21 protein-coding genes are annotated in these 25,465 nt (G+C 53.9%); 13 read left to right on the forward strand and 8 right to left on the reverse strand.

Going from position 1 to position 25,465, the window contains the following annotated elements; translation table 11 throughout:
- Nucleotides 1–8: 8 nt before the first annotated feature.
- On the reverse strand, nt 9–998 hold the full coding sequence (gene kdgT, locus HYQ67_RS09025; RefSeq protein ID WP_202303363.1) for a 2-keto-3-deoxygluconate transporter: 990 nt from the start codon (nt 996–998) through the stop codon (nt 9–11).
- 363 nt (nt 999–1,361) lie between these two features.
- On the opposite strand from kdgT, the gene kduI reads away from it, so the two are divergent.
- A complete protein-coding gene (kduI, locus tag HYQ67_RS09030; protein ID WP_202303364.1) occupies nt 1,362–2,198 on the forward strand; it encodes a 5-dehydro-4-deoxy-D-glucuronate isomerase in 837 nt (278 codons plus the stop codon).
- A 77-nt stretch (nt 2,199–2,275) separates the two neighbouring features.
- Here kduI and HYQ67_RS09035 read toward each other — a convergent pair whose 3' ends face one another.
- From HYQ67_RS09035 to queF, 4 genes are all read right to left on the reverse strand, one after another.
- Nucleotides 2,276–3,640 (reverse strand): L-serine ammonia-lyase, encoded by a 1,365-nt coding sequence (locus HYQ67_RS09035; protein ID WP_202303365.1) that lies wholly within the window; start codon nt 3,638–3,640, stop codon nt 2,276–2,278.
- Nucleotides 3,641–3,876: 236 nt separating this feature from the next.
- Nucleotides 3,877–5,166, reverse strand: coding sequence for an HAAAP family serine/threonine permease (locus HYQ67_RS09040; RefSeq protein WP_202303366.1), 1,290 nt, complete (start codon nt 5,164–5,166; stop codon nt 3,877–3,879).
- 460 nt (nt 5,167–5,626) lie between these two features.
- Nucleotides 5,627–6,991 carry a nucleotide 5'-monophosphate nucleosidase PpnN gene (gene ppnN / locus HYQ67_RS09045; RefSeq protein ID WP_202303367.1) on the reverse strand — a complete coding sequence of 455 codons (1,365 nt, stop codon included), beginning with the start codon at nt 6,989–6,991 and terminating at the stop codon, nt 5,627–5,629.
- A 114-nt stretch (nt 6,992–7,105) separates the two neighbouring features.
- A complete protein-coding gene (gene queF / locus HYQ67_RS09050; RefSeq protein ID WP_202303368.1) occupies nt 7,106–7,948 on the reverse strand; it encodes an NADPH-dependent 7-cyano-7-deazaguanine reductase QueF in 843 nt (280 codons plus the stop codon).
- 68 nt (nt 7,949–8,016) lie between these two features.
- Here queF and syd point away from each other — a divergent pair, with 68 nt between their 5' ends.
- The 8 genes from syd (at nt 8,017) to HYQ67_RS09090 (ending at nt 16,387) form a co-directional block, all read left to right on the forward strand.
- Entirely contained in the window at nt 8,017–8,565 is a 549-nt protein-coding gene (syd, locus tag HYQ67_RS09055; RefSeq protein ID WP_202303471.1) for a SecY-interacting protein, read from the forward strand.
- Nucleotides 8,566–9,223: 658 nt separating this feature from the next.
- The gene (locus tag HYQ67_RS09060; protein WP_202303369.1) at nt 9,224–9,553 is read left to right on the forward strand and encodes a YqcC family protein; all 330 of its coding nucleotides are present in this window, start codon (nt 9,224–9,226) and stop codon (nt 9,551–9,553) included.
- Nucleotides 9,553–10,335, forward strand: coding sequence for a tRNA pseudouridine(65) synthase TruC (gene truC, locus HYQ67_RS09065; protein WP_202303370.1), 783 nt, complete (start codon nt 9,553–9,555; stop codon nt 10,333–10,335). Before HYQ67_RS09060 ends, truC begins: the two co-directional genes overlap by 1 nt.
- Nucleotides 10,336–10,351: 16 nt before the next feature.
- Complete coding sequence (locus HYQ67_RS09070; RefSeq protein ID WP_202303371.1) at nt 10,352–10,801, forward strand: flavodoxin; 450 nt, start codon at nt 10,352–10,354, stop codon at nt 10,799–10,801.
- A 319-nt stretch (nt 10,802–11,120) separates the two neighbouring features.
- Nucleotides 11,121–12,482, forward strand: coding sequence for an MFS transporter (locus HYQ67_RS09075; protein ID WP_202303372.1), 1,362 nt, complete (start codon nt 11,121–11,123; stop codon nt 12,480–12,482).
- A complete protein-coding gene (locus HYQ67_RS09080; RefSeq protein ID WP_202303373.1) occupies nt 12,479–13,819 on the forward strand; it encodes an enolase C-terminal domain-like protein in 1,341 nt (446 codons plus the stop codon). The genes HYQ67_RS09075 and HYQ67_RS09080 overlap by 4 nt, the downstream gene beginning before the upstream one ends.
- 28 nt (nt 13,820–13,847) lie before the next feature.
- Nucleotides 13,848–15,188, forward strand: a complete 1,341-nt coding sequence (gudD, locus tag HYQ67_RS09085; protein WP_202303374.1) for a glucarate dehydratase — start codon at nt 13,848–13,850, stop codon at nt 15,186–15,188.
- A 59-nt stretch (nt 15,189–15,247) separates the two neighbouring features.
- The gene (locus HYQ67_RS09090; protein ID WP_202303375.1) at nt 15,248–16,387 is read left to right on the forward strand and encodes a glycerate kinase; all 1,140 of its coding nucleotides are present in this window, start codon (nt 15,248–15,250) and stop codon (nt 16,385–16,387) included.
- A gap of 60 nt (nt 16,388–16,447) precedes the next feature.
- Here HYQ67_RS09090 and HYQ67_RS09095 read toward each other — a convergent pair whose 3' ends face one another.
- On the reverse strand, nt 16,448–16,789 hold the full coding sequence (locus HYQ67_RS09095) for a helix-turn-helix domain-containing protein (RefSeq protein WP_202303376.1): 342 nt from the start codon (nt 16,787–16,789) through the stop codon (nt 16,448–16,450).
- A gap of 12 nt (nt 16,790–16,801) precedes the next feature.
- Complete coding sequence (locus tag HYQ67_RS09100) at nt 16,802–17,116, reverse strand: hypothetical protein (protein WP_202303377.1); 315 nt, start codon at nt 17,114–17,116, stop codon at nt 16,802–16,804.
- A 239-nt stretch (nt 17,117–17,355) separates the two neighbouring features.
- Here HYQ67_RS09100 and HYQ67_RS09105 point away from each other — a divergent pair, with 239 nt between their 5' ends.
- The gene (locus tag HYQ67_RS09105) at nt 17,356–17,928 is read left to right on the forward strand and encodes a TetR/AcrR family transcriptional regulator (RefSeq protein WP_202303378.1); all 573 of its coding nucleotides are present in this window, start codon (nt 17,356–17,358) and stop codon (nt 17,926–17,928) included.
- 25 nt (nt 17,929–17,953) lie between these two features.
- On the opposite strand, the gene barA is transcribed toward HYQ67_RS09105, so the two are convergent.
- Entirely contained in the window at nt 17,954–20,713 is a 2,760-nt protein-coding gene (gene barA, locus HYQ67_RS09110; RefSeq protein ID WP_202303379.1) for a two-component sensor histidine kinase BarA, read from the reverse strand.
- 59 nt (nt 20,714–20,772) lie between these two features.
- Here barA and rlmD point away from each other — a divergent pair, with 59 nt between their 5' ends.
- The 3 genes from rlmD to mazG all read left to right on the forward strand — a co-directional run bounded on the left by rlmD (nt 20,773) and on the right by mazG (nt 25,274).
- Nucleotides 20,773–22,086, forward strand: a complete 1,314-nt coding sequence (gene rlmD / locus HYQ67_RS09115; protein WP_202303380.1) for a 23S rRNA (uracil(1939)-C(5))-methyltransferase RlmD — start codon at nt 20,773–20,775, stop codon at nt 22,084–22,086.
- A 51-nt stretch (nt 22,087–22,137) separates the two neighbouring features.
- Nucleotides 22,138–24,369 (forward strand): GTP diphosphokinase, encoded by a 2,232-nt coding sequence (relA, locus tag HYQ67_RS09120; RefSeq protein WP_202303381.1) that lies wholly within the window; start codon nt 22,138–22,140, stop codon nt 24,367–24,369.
- Nucleotides 24,370–24,482: 113 nt separating this feature from the next.
- Nucleotides 24,483–25,274 carry a nucleoside triphosphate pyrophosphohydrolase gene (mazG, locus tag HYQ67_RS09125; RefSeq protein WP_202303382.1) on the forward strand — a complete coding sequence of 264 codons (792 nt, stop codon included), beginning with the start codon at nt 24,483–24,485 and terminating at the stop codon, nt 25,272–25,274.
- Nucleotides 25,275–25,465 lie beyond the last annotated feature (191 nt).

The following is a 25,465-nucleotide window of genomic DNA, read 5'->3' on the forward strand; positions in this document are numbered from 1 at the left end:
CCTTTTGTTTAGTGATGCTGTGCTTCCTGGACTAAGGCTTTTTCTTTCACCTTGCCGCCCATTCGTCGTGAGTAGACTGCGGTAATGATAGGTACCAGAATCGCCGTCACGATGACGCTTGCTGCCACCAGGGCAGTAGCCGATGCGGCGACTGGCTCAAATGCCGGGTTAATCTGCGCAATGATGACCGGGTTTGCCACCGCGGCGCCAGCAGCAGAAGAGGCTGCAATCCCTGCCGTACCGTTACCGCCCCCGATAAATTTATCAGCCAGAATCAGTGGGATACCTGTAATCACAATCACCGCAACCCCCAACATAATACCCAGCAGACCGGTATCCAGAATCACGTTCAGATTGATGGTATTACCCAACGCAAAGCCAAAGAACGGGATCAGCGTCGGTGTTGCTTTACTGAAGAAAGCGCGGAAATCGTGATCCAGGTTGCCGAGCGTAAACCCAACCAGGAAGGGCAGTACGGCGCCGATGAAGTGATGCGGCTCGAAAGAGGCCAGGCCAGCAGAACCGAGGATAACCATGGTCATCAGCGGGCCGGACTCCAGCGACATCAGTACAAACGCGCCAGACTCTTCTTTGGTACCATACTGGTTCATCAGGCTGGCGTACAGGCCGCCGTTCGTCATATCCATCGCGGAAACCAGCGCCAGTACGGAGAGGCCTGCGAACATCCCTGTCTGGATGCCTTCATCTGGAATAAAGGAGGCGGCAATCATCGCCACCACCCACGCAACGGCAATCTTAGTGATTACCAGCGTTCCGGACTTGCGCAGCACCGTGCCGGTAGCACGCAGATCGATAGAAGCCCCGATGCAGAAGAACCAGACGGCAAGGATTGGCACCGTCCCGCTAATCATTCCTTTAGTGAATGAACCAAAGTAAGCACCGGTCTCCGGAGCGAAGGTATTTAATACCGCGCCCAGCAGCAGTGGGATCAGCATCATCCCGCCAGGGATGCGTTCAATCGTCGCTTTAATCTTCATATGAATTGTTCTCCATTCTTTTGTTCCCCCGGCGTTGCCTGAAAAAGGATGCAGAGGTCCGCAATAAAAAGGTTTCTTTTTATTGAGTTAGCTAGTTGTCTGGCCCAGTCAGGGCGGTGTCCTTCTCGAACTTACCTGCAGTGCTGCTGCGTATACTTAAGCTGGGTAACCGTACTCCGACAGAAACGTTATGCTGGCTACTATCTATTGGCTGGAATTATGATTCAATGAAAATGAAACGATATTTCAATTTGGATCACATTATTTCGTCAGGGGCGCTGTTAAACTAATTAATAAGTCAGCTAAATGTAAATTTTATGTAATTAACCTGAGTGGTTCATGCAGAATTAATGAGGAGAAGTCATGGATATTCGTCAAAGCATTCACAGCGATCATGCAAAAACACTCGATACGGCGGGCCTGCGCAAAGAGTTCCTGGTCGATACTATTTTTACCGCCGACCAGTACACCATGACCTACAGCCATATCGACCGTATTATTGTGGGCGGCGTGATGCCAGTGACGCGTACCGTGAGCGTCGGGGGGGAAGTAGGTAAACAGCTGGGCGTGAGCTATTTCCTGGAGCGCCGCGAACTGGGCGTGATTAACATCGGCGGGCCGGGGACGATTACCGTTGATGGCACCTGCTATGAAATAGGTCATCGCGATGCTTTATACGTAGGGAAAGGCGCGAAAGAGGTGGTGTTTGAAAGCGTGGATGCTGCTAAACCTGCGCGCTTCTACTATAACTGCGCGCCAGCCCATACGACTTACCCGACTAAGCGCGTGACGCCTGCTGACGTATCGCCAGTTTCGCTGGGTGAAGACGTTACCAGCAACCGCCGTACTATTAACAAATACTTTGTGCCGGATGTGCTGGAAACCTGCCAGCTGAGCATGGGGCTGACCGAGCTGGCTCCGGGAAATTTGTGGAATACTATGCCGTGCCACACCCATGAGCGCCGTATGGAAGTCTATTTCTACTTCGGTCTGGAAGAGAACAGCTGCGTATTCCATATGATGGGCCAGCCGCAGGAGACGCGCCACATCGTGGTGCAGAACGAGCAGGCGGTGATTTCACCGAGCTGGTCGATTCACTCTGGCGTAGGTACCCGTGCGTATACTTTTATCTGGGGAATGGTGGGCGAGAACCAGGTATTTGATGATATGGACCACGTGAAAGTAGGTGATTTGCGCTAGTTTATACTCACTCCCTCTCCCAGAAAGGGAGAGGTAACTCTATCCAGTTCCCTCATCCCTTTGGGGAGAGGGCCTTATTAATCGCAGGAAACTTTCATCGCCAGCCCGCCGCGGGAAGTCTCGCGGTATTTGGCGTTCATGTCTTTGCCCGTTTCGTACATGGTTTCAATGACTTTATCGAGGCTTACACGAGGTTCGCTGGTGCGACGCATTGCCATGCGGGCTGCGTTGACAGCTTTTACTGCGGCAATCGCGTTGCGTTCAATGCAGGGAACCTGAACCTGTCCCGCAACCGGATCGCAGGTCAGCCCAAGGTTATGCTCCATACCGATTTCCGCTGCAATACAAACTTGCGCCGGGCTGCCGCCCAGCAACTCTGCCAGTCCAGCCGCCGCCATTGAGCAGGCCACGCCAACTTCACCCTGACAGCCTACTTCCGCGCCGGAAATTGAGGCATTCATCTTATACAGTGAGCCAATCGCGCCCGCGGCCAGGAAGTAGCGCGCGCAGGAGTTGGCATTCACTTCACGGATAAACTTGTCGTAGTAGGCCAGTACCGCAGGAACAATACCGCATGCGCCGTTGGTTGGGGCTGTGACCACACGTCCACCCGCAGCATTCTCTTCGTTTACTGCCAGCGCGAACATGTTGATCCAGTCAACAACGGCCATGGGATCGGAATTGTTCTTATCGTTGCTCACCAGCATCCTGCGCAGGGCTGCCGCACGACGCGGCACGCGCATTTTGCCGGGCAAAACACCTTCGGTTGTTATGCCGCGTTCAATTCCGCTGCGCATCACGCTCCAGACGTTGGCAAAGTGCGCGTCTATTTCCGCCTGCGTGTGCATCGCACGTTCGTTTTGCATCATCAGCCCGGACAGGGAAAGCCCCGTCTCGTCGCAATGTCTGCGCAGGTCGACTGCGTTTTTATACGGGTAGGGAACCGACACCTTTTGCGTATCTTCCACGCCAAAATGCGCTTCATCTACGATAAAGCCGCCGCCGATGGAGTAGTAAGTCTGGCTGTACAGAACCGTATCGCCAGCGACTGCCGTGATACGCATGCCGTTCTCGTGCAGCGACAGGTTGTCGGCGTGGAAATTCATGCAGCTATCAACCGGGAATTCAACTTCGTGCGCGCCGTTGGCCAGCAGCAGGCGGCTGTGGGTATTCACATCCTGGATAAAATGCGGGATGGAATCGATATCTACCGTGTCCGGCAGATTACCCGCCAGCCCCAGAATAATGGCGATATCGGTGTGGTGGCCCTTGCCGGTCAGCGACAGGGAACCATAAACATCAACAATTACGCGGGTGACATCGTGCAAAATCCCTTGCGCGATTAAGTCATCAGCGAACTGTTTGCCGGCTTTCATCGGGCCGACGGTATGCGAACTGGAAGGCCCGATGCCGATTTTAAAAATGTCGAATACGCTAATCATGATGCGTCCATTGCGTGAGTGACTTGAAGAGGGGGAAGAACCGCCCGCAGAGAGCAGGCGGTCTATATTGCTGACAAAGAAGGAAAAAACGTGGTTTTTCCGTCTTTGTGGTTAGCAGCCGAAAATCAATGAATTGATTTTCCTGGTTATTTTTTGCTGATACATGTCCGACTTTTAGTCGTATCAGGTTCGTCATCAGTCTGAACCGCCCGCAGAGAGCAGGCGGTGTAGAACTATTAGCCGAACAGGGAGTAGAAGATTGCAGAGATAGCAATCAGGCCCATTATCACAACAAACACGTTGCTGATGTGGCCGCTGTATTTGCGCATGGCCGGGACTTTCTGAATTGCGTACATCGGCATCAGGAACAGAATCATCGCGATAATCGGGCCGCCCAGGGTTTCAATCATCCCCAGGATGCTTGGGTTCAGCGTCGCCACAATCCAGGTGGTGATCAGCATGAAGATCGCCGTGATGCGGTTTAGCTTGTTGATTTCAATGCTCTTACCTTTACCACGCAGCGTTTTGATGACTAAACCGTTGAAACCTTCACGGGCACCTAAGTAGTGGCCGAGGAAGGATTTGGTGATCGCGACCATTGCAATGATTGGTGCCATCCAGGCGATAACCGGTGCGTTAAAGTGGTTAGCCAGGTAAGACAGGATGGAGATGTTCTGCGCTTTCGCTTCTGCCAGGTTAGCCGGGGAGAGGCTCAGCACGCAGCTGAACACGAAGAACATGACAGTCAGCACCATCATGATGTGTGCGAAAGCCAGAATGCGGGAGCATTTTTTCTCAGCGCCATCGCCGTACTCTTCACGCTTGGCTACCGCGAAGGAAGAGATGATCGGTGAGTGGTTGAAGGAGAAGACCATGACCGGGATTGCCAGCCACAGGGTCATCCACAGGCCGCTGCCGGTTGCCGGTGTGCTGCTTAAGGAGAGCGTGTCGAATACTGCGCCGGTCCAGTTTGGAATCAGGTACAGAGCCAGCAGCATCAGCGCGATAACGAACGGGAACACCAGGATGCTCATCGCTTTCACGATCATCTGCTCGCCGAAACGAACGATGGTCATCATGCCGACAATCAGAATCAATGACAGAACCACACGCGGCGGTGACACCATACCCAACTGATGAGTAATGAAGCTGTCGACGGTGTTGGTGATAGCCACGCTGTAAACCAGCAGGATTGGGTAGATAGCAAAGAAGTAGAGCAGGGTAATGATTTTACCTGCGCCAATGCCGAAGTGCTCTTCAACAACTTCGGTGATGTCTTCACCCGGATTTTTACCAGACAGCACGAAGCGGGTCAGGCCGCGGTGTGCGAAGTAGGTCATCGGGAAGGCAAGGACTGCCATGATCAGCAGCGGGATCAGACCGCCAACGCCGGCGTTAATTGGCAAGAACAGTACGCCTGCACCAATGGCGGTGCCGTACAGGCCGAGCATCCACATGGTATCCGATTTACGCCAGGAACTTTTGGTCTCGACAGAAGCAATACTGCCGGTTTGTGTGGTATCCATCAACTTCTCCAGAAGGAACTTATTGTGCAAAATTTCAGTCAATGACGACGTTTTTCGCATGACTGATGAAACTAAATTCTGTGCCAGGGCGTTTTTATAGTAATTTTGACCCGTAACTATTGGCGGGCGGAAAGATACAGCGATGTCATTAATCTATCAGTGATCGCGATCCCAATTGCATGAATCCACTGTTAATATGGTTATTGGTGGTATTTTGTACTGCCTTAGATCTGACGGGCGAAATTTAAGCGTGCAAAGACTACCATTAGCCAAAGATGCGATAAATTAAACGCCAGTGGATACATGAAATTAATCTGTAAAAAATTTATTTTGCAGTGTTTTATGGAGGGTGTTGTTCGAAAGGCGTGACATTCAGCGGCGAGAAGGGCGGCGCAATCGTTTGGCTCAATAAATAAAATGCAGGATGAGAAGGGCGACAATGCTGTCGCCCCTGGGGTTATCAGGTACAGATTTCGTAACAGGGGATATAGGCACTCCCCGGCAGCTTCATACGGTGCTGGGCGACAAAACCTTGTAGCAGATCGTCCATGCGTTTCATCATCTGTGCATCGCCGTGGATTTTGTACGGGCCGTATTTTTCAATGGCGTGGATGCCACCTTCTTTAACGTTACCCGCAACGATCCCCGAGAATGCTCTGCGCAATGACGCAGCCAGCTCTTCTGCCGGCTGGTCCGGGTACAGTTTAAGGTTCGCCATATTTTCATGGGTGGGTTCAAACGGCATTTGCAGGTCCGGCGAAATACGAATCGACCAGTTGAAGCTGTAGGCATCGCCCGTTTCACGACGATACTCTTTCACCTGCGGCATGGCTTTTTTCATCAGGCGCGCCACTTCTGGGGCATCATCAATGATGATTTTGTAATGACGGCGGGCCTGTTCGCCCACGGTGTTGACGATAAATTCGTCCAGCACCCGGAAGTAGTCCGCGCTCTCTTTTGGGCCAGTCAGAATCAGCGGCAGAACCTGATCGTGGTTGTGCGGATTCATCAGAATACCCAGCAGATAGAGCAGCTCTTCCGCTGTCCCCACGCCGCCCGGGAAGATAATAATGCCGTGCGCAATACGAACAAACGCTTCGAGACGTTTTTCAATGTCCGGCATGATGATCAGTTCATTGACCAGCGGGTTAGGCGGTTCGGCGGCAATAATGGAAGGTTCGGTCAGGCCAATAAAGCGGCCCTCTCTGAAACGCTGCTGCGCCTGGCCTACGGCTGCGCCCTTCATTGGCGCTTCCATGGCTCCAGGCCCACAGCCGGTACAAATATTCAGTTCACGCAGACCCAGCTGTGTACCGACACGGCGTGCGTACAGATATTCATTTTCGTTGATGGAGTGACCACCCCAGCAGACGACGAGGTTTGGCGCTTCACCGACGTGCAGCGCACGGGCATTGCGCAGAATAGAAAACACCATATTGGTGATGTTTGCTGGTTCATCAAGGTCGAGATTCTGAAAACGACCTGCGCTTGAGAGCTGACCATTTACAAACAGAATATCGCGCAGGACGGCGAACAGGTTAGCTTGCAGGGCGCGAATGATTCGGCCATCAACAAAGGCCTCTTCTGGCGGATTAATCAGCTCCAGTTTGACACCGCGTTCTCGACGCAACACATTGATATCAAAACTTTCGTAGCGCGAAAGAAGCTCTTTGCTGCTGTCGGTCTGGCTTCCTGAGTTAAGTACGGCAAGTGAACAGTTACGAAACAGTTGGTAAATGTCGCTGCTGGCCGTGCGTTTAAGCATATCGACTTCCAGCTGCGACAACATATCCATTGAGCCTAGCGGGCTAATATGTGTAATCAAGTGAACTCCTTACGGGACGAGTGTGCTGCTCCCAGTGATTACAATAGCCCTGGCGTCACGAATTTAACAACCCGAAAACATTATTCCCTGCGCGCCCTGCGAAGCATTTCGCATTTATTGACGAACCAGACGCCCAAACGCCGGGTGGAAATCGGTGTTAGTGCGCCACGGGTTGATATCCAGCCCGCCACGGCGGGTGTAGCGAGCGTAGACGCTCAGAGACTCCGGCTGGCAGAATTTCTGAATATCATTAAAGATGCGTTCGACGCACTGTTCATGAAACTCGTTGTGATGGCGGAATGAGACCAGATAACGCAGCAGTTTTTCACGATCGATACGCGGGCCACGGTAACGAATTTGTACGGAACCCCAGTCTGGCTGGTGGGTAATGAGGCAGTTGGATTTCAGCAGGTGGCTGACAAGCGTCTCATCGACAACTTCGTCTCCGCCGGCATTCGCCAGATAGTCTGCATTGAATTCGTAGCTATCAATGACGATGTCCTGTCCATCAATGCACTCGCCCGCGAAGACCGCGATTTCCTGGCCTTCCAGCTCATGCAGGCGGAACAGCACCACGCTGACCTCTCCCTGGGCACAAGCGCTTAAATCGCGCTTCAATGTTTCCTGTACCGTTTCCCAGTTGCTAAAACGCGTCTGGTTAAAACTGTTCAGATAGAGCTTAAAACTTTTCGATTCCACCAGGTTCACGCTATCAGCATCAAGCTGAACATGCCCGACGGCGACCTGTGGCAGGCCGTTATCATTCAGCCAGGAGAGTTCGTATAGCGTCCAGATATCGCCACCGCTAAAGGGCAGGGCATCCGCATGCAGACCCAGAGGATCGCGATTAAGACTGCGCGGCACCGCCTGTAGCAAAGCAGGTTCGTAGCTATCCTGGTAAGCCGTAGGTTTGCCCAGCGTCAGGCCGCTCAGCGCCTGGTGTTTTTCATAAGACATGTGTCACCGATAGAATGCAGGTACAATTGGCTTTTATTGTACCGCAGCCTTAGGTGAGTGAGAAATTGATGGATAACGACGTGCGTCTTGCGCTGGAAGCTTTCACTGAACGTTTTTGCACGGCATGGCGTGAGCAAACCGGCGGCTGGCCCGCAAGCGAAGAGTTGTACGGGGTACCTTCACCCTGCATTGTTACCACAACCGGTAGCGATGTGCGCTGGCAGCCACAGCCTTTTACCCTTGAGGCAGATTTGAGTGCGGTAGAGCGCGCAATGGATATTTCTCTCCAGCCCGCAGCCCATCAGTTCTATACCACGCAATTTGCTGGCGATATGACCGCGCACGCCGGCACCGTCGGTTTAACGTTACTCCAAACCTGGAGCGAGGATGATTTTCAGCGCGTTCAGGAAAACCTTATTGGCCACCTTGTTACCCAAAAGCGCCTTAAACTTGCGCCAACACTTTTCCTGGCTACCACTAAGGATGAGATGGAAGTGATATCGCTATGCAATCTGAGCGGCGAGGTTGTGCTGGAGAAAATCGGTACCAAAAGCCGGACTACGCTTGCTCCTTCACTGGTGCTTTTCCTTAATAATCTTGCGCCTGAGGTTATTTAGTCCCCTCCTGGTGAGTATTGTCTGTGAGACATATCTTACAAATGCTGTGAGAGATCGCTAACTTTAAGAAGGGTAATGGCTGCGCCTTTATTCTTCATGTTATTAAAAATCAGATAGTTAGCGTGTCTTACAACAACCTTCGAATGAAGGTTTTCTGGAACTATCTCTCAAGGTCCCTTGTCAGACGAAGCCAAATATTAGATCCTATGTTCATCGACAGGGAGTCGGGTAGCAAAGGAGATATCAGGATGACGTCACTTTGCGAAGAAGCGGATGACACCAGGACGGTGTGACAAGGAAGGCTTCAGGAAGAAGCAAGGAACACTCAGGAAGAGTAAAGGACACCTCCAGGATGGAGAATGAGAGCCGAATCAGGATGGTCGGCGGGTCTGGAAGACCAAAGGATATCAGCGTCAGGATGATGCAGGACACCAGCAGGAAGTTGGTTGCAGGATGCGCGTACGATGGATTGTAGGTCAGGAGACCACTGGACAAAGTTGTCACGGATGAGCAGGGAGCATCAAAAGTAGCGGGATTAGCTGCGGAACGAACCGGGAGCACTGTGTAAAAACAGTGCTCCCTTTTTTTATGCCTTTTTTCCATAAAGGCAAATAGTGGTATGCTTGCCCGCCTAATTTGCCTGACGTATGAGGTTTTCATGGAACGCCATGCGCTGGTACGCCAGCATTTGCTCGCCATCGAGCAGGTCCTTCGTGACCACCATCTTTGGCAGGGTGTTGCACCTGCTGCGACAGCCTTTGAAAGCGATCAACCTTTTTGTATGGATACGCTGGAGCCGCATGAGTGGCTCCAGTGGATTCTGATCCCCCGCATGCACGCATTGATTGATAGCGCACAGCCATTGCCTTCTTCTTTTGCCGTTGCACCTTATTATGAAATGGCGCTGGATGCGGCGCATATTGGCCGCGAACCGTTGCTGGCAGCGCTGCAGGAGCTGGATGTCCTGTTCGCGGGCAGCGCCGACTGATGCTGGAAATTATTTATCAGGATGAGTGGCTGGTCGCGGTAAATAAACCGTCAGGCTGGCTGGTACATCGTAGCTGGCTGGACAGGCATGAAACGGTGTTCGTGATGCAGACCGTGCGTGACCAGATTGGTAAGCACGTGTTCACCGTTCATCGCCTGGACAGACCAACTTCTGGCGTGCTGCTGATGGGGCTGTCAAGCGACGTGGGTCGTCTGCTGTCCCAGCAGTTTGAGAACCACCAGATCCAAAAGCGCTACCATGCGGTGGTGCGCGGCTTGCTGGAAGACGACGCCGTGCTGGATTACCCGCTTGTTGAGGAGATGGATAAAATCGCCGACAAGCACGCGTCGCAGGATAAGGGTCCGCAGCCTGCGGTGACGCATTATCGCGGCATCGCGAAAGTTGAGATGCCTGTAGCCGTGAGCCGTTATCCCACGGCACGCTATAGCCTCGTTGAGCTGGAACCTAAAACCGGGCGTAAACACCAGCTCCGCCGCCATCTTACCCACCTTCGCCACCCGATTATCGGCGATTCCAAACACGGTGATTTGCGTCAGAATCGCGGTGCGGCTGAACATTTCGGCTGCCAGCGGCTGATGCTGCATGCGAGTCAGCTTGAGCTGATTCATCCGGTTACCGGTGAGCCGCTGATTTTGCGTGCAAAGCTCGATGATACCTGGATGAGCATGATGTCACAGTTTGGCTGGCAAGGAATGCTCGGTGACATTGAAAAGGTTGAGTTTAATTCTGCCAACCGTCAGGATGAAATCTTTGAACCATAATTCAGGGAGTTTACCGATGGCTGAAGTGGGCATTTTTGTTGGCACCGTGTACGGCAATGCGCTGCTGGTGGCAGAAGAAGCAGAAACAATTCTCAAAGGCAAAGGCCATCAGGCAAAGGTATTTGAAGATCCGGAGCTTGCTGACTGGCAGCGTTATAAAGATCACTATGTTCTCATCGTCACATCAACGACTGGCCAGGGTGATTTACCCGACAGCATTGTGCCGCTGTTCCAGGCGCTGAAAGATGACGTAGGCTATCAGCCTGAGCTGCGCTATGGACTGATGGCGTTGGGCGACAGCAATTACGACCATTTCTGCGGTGGCGGCAAGCAATTTGATGCGCTGTTGCAGGAGCAGGGGGCGACCCGCGTTGGCGAAGTGTTGCTCATTGATGCTAATGACCACCCTGAACCTGAAACTGTGGCTAACCCCTGGGTTGAGCAGTGGGCAACTTTGCTTAAGTAATTCTCCGGCGGATGGCGCATGCGCTTATCCGCCCAACAAAACTTCCCCCAATTCCATTTTCGTGAACCATCCCCCAGCACCCTGGACAGACGCCATAAAGTGCTCAAACCCCACCCGGCAAACTTGTGTCATTGCACGATGAGGCGCACAGGCTCCCTTCATATACTTCTAGTCGGTCAAAGAATAAACCGCAGATACCCGCTTCACCCTGCGTGTGGCGAAGATAAAAACTGCGGATAAACCGACGCATCATTCTGATTACCCTACAAAAGCTTCTCAGAATGAAATGTAGCCGAAAGCTATCATTCAGGAGTGCAACATGAACACAATTAGCCAAACGGCGAGCGTGGTCGAAAAAAGGACTAACGCCCGCTACTGGATAGTGGTGATGCTGTTTATCGTCACCTCATTTAACTACGGCGACCGCGCCACGCTGTCGATTGCCGGTTCGGAAATGGCAAAAGATATCGGATTGGATCCGATTGGCATGGGTTACGTATTTTCTGCGTTCTCATGGGCATACGTCATCGGCCAGATTCCCGGAGGCTGGCTGCTGGATCGCTTCGGCTCCAAACGTGTCTACTTCTGGTCAATCTTTATCTGGTCGATGTTCACCCTGCTGCAGGGCTTCGTCGATGTCTTCAACGGCTTTGGCATCATCGTTGCGCTGTTTACCCTGCGCTTCCTGGTAGGTCTGGCTGAAGCCCCTTCCTTCCCCGGCAACAGCCGAATAGTGGCGGCCTGGTTCCCGGCGCAGGAGCGCGGCACCGCAGTTTCTATTTTCAACTCAGCCCAGTATTTTGCGACGGTGATCTTCGCGCCGATCATGGGCTGGTTAACGCATGAAGTGGGCTGGTCGCACGTCTTCTTCTTCATGGGCGGGCTGGGCATCATCATCAGCTTCGTCTGGCTGAAAGTTATCCACGAACCGAACAATCACCCCGGCGTGAATAAGAAAGAGCTGGAGTACATTGAAGAGGGTGGTGCGCTGATCAATATGGATCAGAAGCAAACCAAAGAGCACGTTCCGTTCTCTCAGAAATGGGGGCAGATCAAACAGCTGATCGGTTCGCGCATGATGATCGGCATTTATATCGGGCAGTACTGTATCAACGCGTTAACCTACTTCTTTATTACCTGGTTCCCGGTTTATCTGGTGCAGGAAAAAGGAATGTCCATCCTCAAGGCTGGCTTCGTTGCCTCGGTGCCTGCGGTATGCGGATTTATTGGGGGCGTGCTGGGGGGGATTATCTCTGACTGGCTGATGCGCCGCACCGGTTCGCTAAATATTGCCCGTAAAACTCCAATTGTGCTGGGGATGCTGCTCTCGGTCAGCATGGTGTTCTGTAACTATGTGCAGGCTGAGTGGATGGTTGTAGGCTTTATGGCGATGGCCTTTTTCGGCAAAGGGATTGGCGCGCTGGGCTGGGCAGTCATGGCCGATACGGCACCAAAAGAGATAAGCGGCCTGAGCGGTGGCCTGTTCAATATGTTCGGTAACGTCTCCGGCATCGTGACGCCAATCGCTATCGGCTACATCGTCGGGGTTTCCGGCTCGTTTAACGGCGCGCTGATTTACGTTGGCGTCCACGCGGTGGTCGCGGTGCTGAGCTACCTGATCATCGTCGGCGACATCAAACGTATTGAACTCAAACCCGTACTGACAGGACGCGCATCATGAATACTCAGGCAAGCCCGATTGTTACCGATATGAAGGTCATTCCGGTGGCTGGCCATGACAGCATGCTGTTGAATATCGGCGGCGCACACGGTGCCTTCTTTACGCGAAATATTGTGGTGCTGACGGACAATGCCGGGAACACCGGCGTTGGCGAAGCGCCCGGCGGCGAGACGATTTACCAGACGCTGGTGGATGCCGTTCCGCAGGTCGTTGGGCAGGAAGTCGCCCGTATGAACCGCGTAGTGCAGAACGTTCACAAGGGGAATCAGTCGGCCGATTTTGATACTTTCGGTAAAGGCGCGTGGACGTTTGAGCTGCGCGTCAATGCGGTAACAGCACTCGAAGCGGCGCTGCTGGATTTGCTCGGTAAGGCGCTTAACGTGCCGGTCTGCGAACTTCTGGGGCCGGGCAAGCAGCGCGATGAAGTCACGGTTCTGGGCTATCTGTTCTATATTGGCGATCGCAAAAAAACGGATCTGCCGTATCTGGACGGGAGCAATGCCCGCCACGGCTGGTACGAGCTACGTCATCAGGAGGCGCTGAATAGCCAGTCTATCGTCCGGCTGGCGGAAGCGGCGCAGGACCGCTACGGTTTCAAAGACTTTAAGCTGAAAGGTGGGGTTTTGCCGGGCGAGCAGGAGCTGGATGCCGCCCGAGAGCTGAAAAAACGCTTCCCGGATGCGCGTATTACCGTCGATCCGAACGGTGCGTGGCTGCTGGATGAAGCTATCGATCTTTGCAAAGGGATGGGGGATGTCCTGACGTATGCAGAAGATCCGTGTGGCGCTGAGCAGGGCTATTCCGGGCGCGAGATCATGTCCGAGTTCCGCCGTGCCACTGGATTGCCGGTAGCAACAAATATGATTGCCACCAACTGGCGTGAAATGAACCATGCCGTCATGGTGAATGCGGTGGATATTCCGCTTGCCGACCCGCACTTCTGGACATTAAGCGGCGCGGTTCGCGTGGCGCAGCTGTGTGACGACTGGGGCCTGACGTGGGGCTGCCACTCGAACAATCACTTTGATATTTCGCTGGCGATGTTCACCCACGTAGGTGCTGCGGCACCGGGCAAGCCGACCGCCATTGATACCCACTGGATCTGGCAGGAAGGCGACCAGCGCCTGACGAAGTCTCCGCTGCAAATCGTCAACGGTAAAATCGCCGTGCCGGATTCGCCGGGCCTTGGCGTTGAGCTGGACTGGGATCAGGTGCAGAAAGCACATGAAATTTATAAGTCACTGCCCGGCGGGTCGCGTAACGACGCTACCGCCATGCAGTACTTAGTGCCCGGCTGGCAGTTCGACCGCAAACGTCCCGCTTTTGGCCGTGAATAAGACATTTTTGATCAAAAAGGAATTAAAGATGAGTACTTCAACTTCTACTCCCGTCGTCACCACAATGCAGGTCATTCCCGTTGCCGGTCACGACAGCATGCTGATGAACCTTAGCGGTGCGCACGCGCCGTTCTTCACCCGTAACATCGTTATTATCAAAGACAATTCCGGGCATACCGGCGTGGGTGAAATTCCGGGTGGCGAAAAAATTCGCAAGACGCTGGAAGATGCCGCTGCGCTGGTTATCGGTAAAACGCTCGGCGAATATAAAAACATTCTTAATACTGTACGCCAGCAGTTTGCCGACCGTGACGCCGGTGGCCGTGGCTTACAGACATTTGACCTGCGTACCACCATTCATGTGGTTACCGGCATCGAAGCAGCGATGCTAGACCTGTTAGGCCAACACCTGGGCGTGAACGTGGCCAGCCTGTTAGGCGACGGTCAGCAGCGCAGCGAAGTGGAAATGCTGGGCTATCTGTTCTTTGTCGGCAACCGCAAAGCCACGCCTCTGGCGTATCAGAGCCAGCCGGACGAGAAGTGCGACTGGTATCGCATTCGCCACGAAGAGGCCATGACCCCGGATACCGTCGTGCGCCTGGCAGAAGCGGCGTATGAGAAATATGGTTTCAACGATTTCAAACTGAAGGGCGGCGTACTGGCCGGAAGCGAGGAAGCCGAGGCTGTTACCGCGCTGGCAAAACGTTTCCCACAGGCTCGCGTGACGCTGGATCCAAACGGTGCCTGGTCGCTCAACGAAGCCATCAGCCTGGGTAAACAGCTGCGTGGCGTGCTGGCCTATGCGGAAGATCCGTGCGGTGCAGAACAGGGTTATTCCGGTCGTGAAGTGATGGCCGAGTTCCGTCGCGCAACCGGTCTGCCAACGGCTACGAATATGATCGCCACCGACTGGCGTCAAATGGGACATACGCTCTCCCTGCAATCCGTTGACATCCCGCTTGCCGATCCGCACTTCTGGACGATGCAAGGCTCAGTGCGTGTGGCGCAGATGTGTCATGACTTTGGCCTCACCTGGGGTTCCCACTCCAACAACCATTTCGATATCTCTCTGGCAATGTTCACCCACGTGGCAGCCGCCGCGCCGGGCAAAATCACCGCGATCGACACGCACTGGATTTGGCAGGAAGGCAACCAGCGCCTGACTAAACAGCCGTTTGAGATCAAGGGCGGTATGGTGCAGGTGCCGACGAAACCGGGCCTCGGCGTCGAGCTGGATATGGACCAGGTGATGAAAGCCCACGAGCTGTATCAGAAACATGGGCTTGGCGCGCGTGATGATGCGATGGCGATGCAGTATCTTATCCCTGAATGGAAGTTTGATAACAAACGCCCTTGCATGGTGCGTTAAACAAGTTCCGGTGTGCTCAGGCACCGGAACCCCTTCTCCTGCACCGCGACGGACGGCATATGAAAATTGTAATCGCTCCAGATTCCTGGAAAGAGAGCCTCAGTGCTCTGGAGGTGGCGACACAGATAGAAGCTGGTTTTCGGGAGATTTTCCCGGATGCCGACTACGTGAAGCTGCCCGTTGCGGATGGAGGCGAAGGGACGGTAGAAGCAATGGTTGCGGCAACCGACGGCAGGATCGTTGAACTTGACGTCACCGGGCCGCTCGGTCAACCCGTTAATTCGTTTTATGGACTTTCCGGCGACGGGCAGAGTGCGTTTATCGAGATGGCCGCAGCCAGCGGTCTGGAGCAGGTTCCGGCAGGGCAGCGTAACCCGCTCGCGACAACATCCTGGGGGACGGGCGAGCTGATTCGCCATGCGCTGGACGAAGGCGTCAAACATATCATTATTGGTATTGGCGGCAGCGCGACCAATGACGGCGGCATCGGGATGGTGCAGGCGCTCGGTGCCAGACTACTTGATAAAAAAGGTGAAGCGCTGGGGCACGGCGGTGGCGAACTGACCAGGCTTGCAAGCATTGACATCAGTGAGCTGGATAAGCGCCTGAAAGCATGCCGCATTGAGGTCGCCTGCGATGTCACCAATCCGTTAATCGGTGACAACGGAGCATCAGCGGTCTTCGGGCCCCAGAAGGGCGCAACGCCTGAGATGGTGAAGCAGCTGGATGAGGCTCTGGCGCACTACGCAAAAATTATTGCCCGCGATCTGGATATAGATGTTTTGTCGCTGGATGGCGGTGGGGCCGCGGGTGGCATGGGAGCGGCGCTGTATGCTTTTTGCGCTGCGGAGCTTCGTCAGGGAATTGAAATCGTGACCGAGGCGTTAGGGCTTGACGCTCTGGTTCGCGATGCGGATCTGGTGATCACCGGTGAAGGGCGTATTGATAGCCAGAGCATCCACGGTAAAGTCCCTGTCGGCGTGGCCAGGGTCGCGAAGCGCTATGGTAAGCCTGTTATTGGCATTGCCGGAAGCCTGACGGCAGATGCAGGTGTTGTGCATGAGCACGGCCTGGATGCAGTGTTTAGCGTACTCTCTTCTATCTGTACGCTGGAAGAGGCGCTGGAAAATGCCGGTGATAATCTGCGTGTCGCCGCGAGAAATATCGCTGCCACGCTCGCAATGGGACGTGCTTTGTAACGTGGTATTCGTTCCGTTGGATGACGCAAGCGCCATCCAACGGACAAAATTGATGAATGCTTAAGCGACTTTTCTTTCGTGCATTTTCCGGTAGGCGGAAGGGGAGATGTTGTACTTTTTGCCGAAAATCCGCGTGAAAGATTGCTGAGAGTCAAAGCCGTATCGCTCGGAAATATCAACGATCCGATCGTTGCTGTTCAGCAGGTCGGCGGCGGCAAGCATCATTTTACGGTCCCTGATCCAGGTGCCCATGCTCTTCCCTGTCGTGCTCGTAAACATCCGTTGTAGGTACCACTTCGAATAACCGGAGTGTTTTGCCACATCTTCGATTCTTAGCGGTTTATCCATATTCTCTTCAATCCACTCAATCAGGGATTCCATAAAGTTAGCGGGCATGGACATTTCTCCTCCTTTCTATGAATTTGCCGACTGGCTGTCGGTTAATGCTTCCCACCAGGCAAAAGAGGCCTGCCCGGAATTCAACCCGACGACTCTGCCCATTTGCGGTGTAACAAGCTGGTAAGGCTTGTCGTGACTGGCTGCGGTAATACGCTCGTAGGGGTCATACCAGGTATGGTCAGACAAACAAAATCGTCCGGCATGGCCTGGGAGCATGACTCTGGCATTCAGATCGGCGGTTATTCTTTCCAGACATGAACCGCCGGACAATTTGCCAAACTCGGCCATAGAAACGAATTTGCTAAAGCCGCTAACGCTACCTGCAGGCATGATGATCACCAGAATTACGATTATTAACAAAAGGGCCGCTGAAAGCGGTATTTTCAGAAAAAGTGAACTTGTTATTGAGTGAGTGAACACTCATTATAAGAGGCGATTGTTCACCGTCAATGACATTTTTGTCAGCGAAATGTTACCCCCTGCCGTTCGGGTGATGTTTTAACATAGTTGCCCAAACGTCAGGGAACATGGTTTAATTTTGTATATATTCGCAAGGTTTGTGAGGAAATGTGGCTCGCCCGAAAAGTGAAGATAAACGTTTAGCGCTTCTTGAAGCAGCAAAGGTAGCGGTGGCTGAATTTGGGTTAGGGGCGGCAACGTCGCTGATTGCTAAAAATGCCGGCGTCGCGGAAGGGACGCTGTTTCGCTATTTTCCTACCAAGGATGAATTATTGAATGCGCTCTATCTGTATCTGAAAACGGATCTGGGCGTGACGATGATGAAGAATTTTCAGGCTGATGCCTCGGTGAAAGAGCGCGCACGTAAGGTCTGGAGCGGCTTTATTGACTGGGGCCTGGTTCATCCGAAAGCCAGCAAGGCGATGCGCCAGCTGGCGGTGTCAGACAAAATCACCCAGGAAACCAAAGACAGCGTTGCGCGCATTCACCCTGAATTGCGCAAGCTTGCGGAAGATTGCATTACCAACGAGTTTTTGTCCTGCGGGCTGTCGGCTTTTGGCGACGCAATCTTTTTCTCGCTGGCGGAGACCACGGCAGAATTCGCCTCCCGGGAGCCTGAAAAAGCCACTGATTACAAAGCAGCTGGCTTTGAAGCAATGTGGCGGGCCATGTCTCGCGACTAAGAAGGTTCAGCCTGCTTTACGCAGGCTAGCTCAGCATCTTTTGCGCTTCTTTGGAGACATTATCCATTTCATCCAGTAATTCCAGCAGCTCCGGCTCCAGATCTTGCGGGGCCACGCCGCTGCGCATTTCATGTTCCAGCGTCAGACAAATTTTCTTGAGCTTAGGAACACCGCTGTAGCTGCAACTCCCGTGTAGCTTGTGAATCATATCGACCAGCCCCTCAGGATTTTCGCCCACCAGCTGTTCCTCAACGGTGTTCCGTACCTCAGGCAGGAAGGCCAGCAGCATTTGCAGCATCTCACGAGCGAGGTCTGGTTTGTTGGCTGCCTGCCGCATCGCAAGCGTCCAGTCCAGGGTCTGGTTAGCCGTGTTGTTTTGCTGCGTCAGATCCGGCAGCAGCGCAGGCTGGGATATCACGATGCTGCCGGGCTGATAGCGCATCAGCAAATTGAGCAACTTCGATTCCTCAATGGGTTTAGCGAGATAGTCATTCATTCCGGCACTGAGTAATTTTTCTTTCTGGCCTGCCATAGCATGGGCAGTGACGGCTATCACTGGCGTTTGCTGGTGATGTGGGATTTGCCGGATCAGCTCGCAGGCGCGGATGCCGTCCATTTCTGGCATCTGAATATCCATCAGTATGATGTCAATCTGCATCTGTTTAGCCTGGCCAATGGCCTGCAGGCCGCTTTCACACAGCACAACGTTTTGCACCTGATCTTCAAGCAGTGCGCCAATCAATTTCAGATTCGCCAGATTATCGTCCACGGCCATGACCGTCATAGGCAGCTTGCCTGAGGCAGCCCCATCGGCCAGCGCCGGTGGCTTACTGAATGCGCGGTCAGCCAGTATTGGCAACAGGCGAGTGGAGGTTATCGGTTTCAGCAGGCAGGCGGCCACCCCGCGGCTTTTCAGCTCCTCTGCGCTGACCTGGGCATGACACGGCAGAGCCAGGATCAGACAATCCGTCATGGTTGTCGCCTGCTGCAACTTCGGATCGTCCATCGTCAAAGTATCTTTAAACGTAATGGGTACGCCGATGAGCAGAATATCGTAATGCTCCTCCGGGAGCGTACTGAATAACGGGCTGTAGACGACGGAGAGCGGCGTGTCGGCGAGAAGGTTCATCGTACTCTGCGCCGCCGCGGTATTTTGCTCGACATAAGCAATACGCTTTCCTGCCAGGTGGTCGGTGGAATAACCATCGATCGCGGCATTGGGATTTAAATCCAGATTGATATGGAACCAGAAGGTTGACCCTCTGTTCGGCTGGCTGTGGAAGGAGATATCCCCCCCCATCTCATTGACCAGCTTCTGGGTGATGACCAGTCCCAGACCGGTGCCGCCATGGCGACGAGAGATGCTGGCATCCGCCTGGCGGAAGGCCTGGAACAGCCGCGACTGCTCACGTTCAGGAATGCCGATGCCGGTATCGTGGATCTGCATTTCAATCTGAACTTTGTTGTTGCCAAGCGATCGTTTCTCCACCAGCAAATCGATATTGCCGCTTTCGGTAAACTTAATCGCGTTACCGACCAGGTTGGTAATCACCTGTTGCATACGCAGCGGGTCACCAATCACGTTATCCGGCACGTCGTTTTTGATATTGAGCGTCAGCTCCAGCCCTTTATCGTGGGCTGCATGCGCAAGCAGCGTCACCACCTCATCAAGGGTATTACGCAGAGGGAAAGGAATACTTTCGAGAATGAGCTTGCCGGCCTCAAGTTTAGAGAAGTCGAGAACGTCATTGATGATGGTCAGCAGGTTATTTGCCGAGCGTTCAATCGTGTGCAGATGGTCTCGCTGTGTCGCGTTGAGATCGGTTTTTAGCGTCAGGCGGGTAAAGCCAATCACGCCATTAAGCGGCGTACGCAGTTCGTGGGACATATTGGCGAGGAACTCAGACTTGATGCGGGCCGCTTCCTGGGCGCGCTTCTTCGCAAGATCCAGCTCAACGTTCTGGATTTCCATCTGCTCCAGGGTTTCACGCAGATCGGAAGTGGCCTGGTCGATATTGTGCTGCATCTCCTCGTGATAGGCGGTCAGGGACATCGCCATCGAGTTAATGCCGTTCTTCAGCATATCCAGCTCGCCGAGCATAAAACCTTCGACGCGGCTATCCAGCTGGCCTCTTCTGATACGGTCAACCGTGTTCACCATGTTGCGGATGGGGCTTGTCACATCTCGCATCAGACGGTAGGCAAAGAGCATTGCGATGCCGACGCAGAACAGCATCATCATGGTGGAAACAAAAATTTCCCGGTACTGCTGCAAGCGCACCGACTTCAAATCCAGTTCCATGGCGACATAACCCAGAGTATTACCGTTCTGCTTGGCGTCGACAGCTTCGGACTCATCGGGCGAGTAGCTTTCAGAAATGATAGGCGTGCGCAGGATGATGACATCGCCCCCACGGGTCACGCTTAAACTTCTGGGGATTTTCTCCCCGGCGGGCAGTTGCAGAACTGACGAGTTAAGTTTGAAATTTGAGGTGACAAACAGCCTGTTGTTCTCATCAAAAACTGAAATCCCGCGGACAATATCCGAGTGGCGCCGATGCAGGACGCTGATCAGCTCATGAATAGACTCCCGGTTGTGGAAGTTCATACCGTATTCACTCGATACGGCAAGCGGCTCAATGATATTGGTGCCGGCATCTTCAAGCTGACGCTGTAGGTCGTTGTAACGATGGACAACGAAGAAAGTACTGAGCAGCAAGCCGATCATTAGCGTAGGCGCCAGAATCAGGATCATCATGCGTGCCCGCAGGCTGTAGTTGGTCATGGGGTTCCGATATGGGACAATTGAGACAACAGTTTAAATTTAAGAGCTCATCTCTATCTATGGCGCAATTCTACTCTGCAAAGCGACGTGTTACGACTCGTCAGATCATAACTGTGACGGTTAATGACCTCGACCCTTTTGGGCAGGGGGTCGCGCGTCACAACGGAAAAGCGCTGTTTATCACCGGTGCGCTGCCGGGTGAGCAGGCAGAAGTCACCCTCACTGACGATAAACGCAATTTTTCTCAGGCGGTGGTCAAGCGTCGTTTAAGTGACAGCCCGGAGCGCGTTGCGCCACGCTGTCCGCATTTTGGCGTCTGTGGTGGTTGCCAGCAGCAGCATGCCAGCGTTTCACTTCAGCAGCAGGCAAAATCGCGGGCGCTGGCCCGTATGATGGGAACGCGTGATGCCCCGCGTGAAGTGAATGAGATTATTTCTGGCGAGCCATGGGGCTATCGCCGTCGCGCGCGCCTGAGCCTGAATTTCCATCTGAAGTCGCAAACTTTGCAGATGGGATTTCGCAAAGCGAGCGACAAAGAGCTGGTGGATATTCAGCAGTGCCCCGTGCTGGTGCCCCAGCTTGAGGCATTGATCAAACCTTTGCGTAAATGTCTGTCAGAACTAAAAGCCATGCGTAAATTAGGGCATGTTGAACTGGTGCTGGCAGATAGCGGCCCGCTGATGGTTTTGCGTCATCTCATCGGGCTGGAACCCGCCGATCGACAAAAACTGGAACAATTCTCGCATTCTGCTGGGCTTGCGCTATTTTTAGCACCCGACAGTGAAACGCTTGAGGCGACCGGGAGCGAAGCACCCTGGTATGAATCAGACGGTCTACGATTAAGTTTCAGCCCGCGTGATTTTATCCAGGTGAACGACGGGGTGAATCAGCAGATGGTCGCCCGGGCTATCGACTGGCTGGACGTACAGCCAACGGATCGGGTGCTGGATCTGTTCTGCGGCATGGGCAATTTTACCCTGCCGCTGGCAAAACGAGCGGCGAGCGTGGTGGGGGTGGAAGGCGTTGCTGCGCTGGTGGCGAAAGGCGAATATAATGCACAAAATAATTCGCTGAAAAATGTCACATTCTTTCATGAAAATCTGGAGGAGGATGTGACACGTCATGTCTGGGCGGCACAAGGATTCGATAAAATCTTACTTGATCCTGCCCGGGCCGGCGCGCCAGGCGTGATGCAGCATGTCATTAATCTTGCCCCTGAGAAGGTGGTGTATGTGTCATGTAACCCCACCACGCTAGCCCGAGACAGCGAAGCACTGCTGGCGGCGGGTTATCAGATTCAGCGGCTGGCAATGCTCGACATGTTTCCCCACACGGGGCACCTGGAGTCAATGGCGCTTTTCGAGCGCATTTAAACGGTTGATCGGGCCTGGGGGCCTGAGGCATGTAACCGACAGGAGAGGACAATGGTTGCGGTAAGAAGTGCACATCTCAACAAAGCTGGCGAATTTGCGCCCGATAAATGGATTGCGAGTCTCGGGATCACTAACCAGCAGTCATGTGAGCGCTTAGCCGAAACCTGGCGTTATTGCGAACAACAGACAAAGGGCCATCCCGACGCGGAGCTGCTGCTGTGGCGCGGCGTCGAGATGGTAGAAATCCTCTCCATGCTCAGTATGGATAACGACACGCTGCGAGCGTCGCTGCTGTTCCCGCTTGCGGATGCCAACGTCGTTACCGAAGACGTGATGAGGGAGAGCATTGATAACCAGGTTGTGACGCTAATCCACGGCGTGCGCGACATGGCTGCTATTCGTCAGCTGAAAGCCGCCCATACCGATTCTGTCTCTGCTGAACAGGTCGACAACGTTCGCCGCATGCTGTTGGCTATGGTGGATGACTTCCGCTGCGTCGTTATTAAACTTGCCGAACGTATCGCCCACCTGCGTGAAGTGAAAGATGCACCGGAAGATGAACGCGTGCTGGCGGCGAAAGAATGTACCAATATTTATGCCCCGCTTGCCAACCGCCTCGGCATCGGCCAGCTGAAATGGGAGCTGGAGGATTACTGCTTCCGCTACCTCCATCCGGCGGAATACAAGCGCATCGCTAAGCTGCTGCACGAGCGTCGTATCGACCGTGAGCACTACATTGATGATTTTGTCGGGTCGCTGCGTAAATCGATGAAAGAAGAGGGCGTGAAAGCCGAAGTGTATGGCCGCCCGAAACACATCTACAGCATCTGGCGCAAAATGCAGAAGAAGGCGCTGGCCTTCGATGAGCTGTTCGACGTGCGTGCGGTTCGCATCGTGGCAGAGCGTCTGCAAGACTGTTACGCCGCGCTGGGTATCGTGCACACGCATTTCCGTCATCTGCCGGACGAGTTCGACGACTACGTGGCCAACCCGAAACCAAACGGCTACCAGTCCATCCATACGGTGGTGCTGGGGCCGAACGGCAAAACCATCGAAATCCAGATCCGCACCAAACAGATGCATGAAGAGTCGGAGCTGGGCGTCGCTGCCCACTGGAAATACAAAGAGGGCAACGCACGCAGCGGCAGCACCGGGCACGAGGACCGTATCGCCTGGCTGCGTAAGCTGATTGCGTGGCAGGAAGAGATGGCAGACTCCGGCGAAATGCTCGACGAAGTGCGCAGTCAGGTCTTCGACGACCGGGTATACGTATTTACGCCAAAAGGGGATGTGGTCGACCTGCCAGCCGGTTCTACGCCGCTCGACTTTGCCTACCACATCCACAGCGACGTGGGGCACCGCTGCATCGGCGCGAAAATTGGCGGGCGCATCGTACCGTTCACCTATCAGCTGCAGATGGGCGATCAGGTTGACATTATCACCCAGAAGCAGCCGAACCCAAGCCGCGACTGGCTGAACCCGAACCTGGGCTACGTCACCACCAGCCGTGGGCGCGCCAAGATCCACAACTGGTTCCGCAAGCAGGATCGCGACAAGAACATTCTGGCCGGACGGCAGATCCTCGACGATGAGATCGAGCGGCTGGGCATCAGCCTGAAAGAGGCGGAAAAACACCTGCTGCCGCGCTACAACTTCAACGAAATTGAAGAGCTGCTGGCGGCGATTGGCGGCGGCGATATTCGTCTTAATCAGATGAGTAACTTCCTGCAGGCGCAGTTTAACAAGCCGACCGCTGCCGAACAGGACGAGCAGGCGCTTCGCCAGCTGGAGAAAAAATCGTCCAGCCAGCATCACTCCCGCAGTAAGGACAATGGGCGTGTGGTGGTGGAAGGCGTAGGCAATCTGATGCATCACATTGCGCGCTGCTGCCAGCCAATCCCCGGCGACGAAATTATCGGCTTCATCACCCAGGGGCGCGGTATCTCCATCCACCGTGCGGACTGCGATCAGCTCACCGATCTGCAATCCCACGCGCCGGAACGCATCGTGGATGCCGTCTGGGGCGAAAGCTACTCCAGCGGCTATTCACTGGTGGTACGGGTGACGGCGAATGACCGCAGCGGCCTGCTGCGAGATATCACCACTATTCTGGCAAACGAGAAGGTGAACGTGCTGGGCGTGGCGAGCCGCAGCGACACCAGACAGCAGCTGGCGACCATCGACATGAACATTGAAATCTATAACCTGCAGGTGCTGGGGCGCGTGCTCGGCAAGCTGAACCAGGTGCCGGATATCATCGATGCGAAGCGGCTGCACGGCTGACCCGGCACTCCTGGCCTGGTAGGGTGGATAAGCGAAGCGTCATCCACCAAATCGTTCGATACACGGCAGATGGCGCTTTGCTTATCTGCCCTACGTTTTCTTAAGGATCGACTTTGACTGAAATTAACCGCCTCCTTGGCATCATGAAGCGCCTGCGCGACCCGGAAAACGGCTGTCCATGGGACCGCGAGCAGACCTTCGCGACCATCGCGCCTTACACTCTGGAAGAAACTTATGAAGTGCTGGACGCCATCAACCGTGAAGATTTTGACGATCTGCGCGGCGAGCTGGGCGATCTGCTTTTCCAGGTGGTGTTCTACGCGCAGATGGCGCAGGAAGAAGGGCGGTTTAACTTCGATGATATCTGCTCATCCATTAGCGACAAGCTGGAGCGCCGCCATCCGCATATCTTTGCCGACGGTGAAGCGGGTACCAGTACCGAAGTGCTGGCGAAGTGGGAACAAATCAAAACCGCCGAGCGTGCGGAGAAAGCCCAGCACTCCGCGCTGGATGATATCCCCGAAGCATTTCCTGCCCTGATGCGCGCGCATAAAATTCAGAAGCGCTGCTCATCCGTGGGCTTCGACTGGACCTCTCTTGGCCCGGTGCTGGAAAAAGTGCATGAAGAGATCGACGAGGTGATGCACGAAGCTCAGCAGGTCGTTGTGGATGAAGCGAAACTCGAAGAAGAAGTTGGGGACTTGCTGTTCGCCACGGTCAATCTGGCTCGTCATTTAGGCACCAAAGCCGAAGTCGCTTTACAAAAAGCTAACAGAAAGTTCGAGCGTCGTTTCCGGGAAGTGGAGCGGATTATCGCCGCGCAGGGCCTGCAGATGACCGATGCGACCCTCGATCAAATGGAAAATGCCTGGCAGCAGGTTAAACGCCAGGAAACTGAAATCTAACGCGTTTTTGCGATCAAGCGCTATTTCCTGGCACTCCCATTTAACAAGCGCTTGATTTGCGTCAAAAACATTTATACCAGACCCGCTATTTTCTCAACCCTGACAAAGCGCGAGGTCAGGTTGGCGGGTTAAAGAATGAAAGTTTGTGGCACCCTGAGTGTTCGGGTATACTGCTTTCCCGTCCTGGTTAT

Source organism: Dryocola clanedunensis subsp. sulfonylureivorans (assembly GCF_016756775.1).
GTDB classification, from domain to species: domain Bacteria; phylum Pseudomonadota; class Gammaproteobacteria; order Enterobacterales; family Enterobacteriaceae; genus Dryocola; species Dryocola clanedunensis.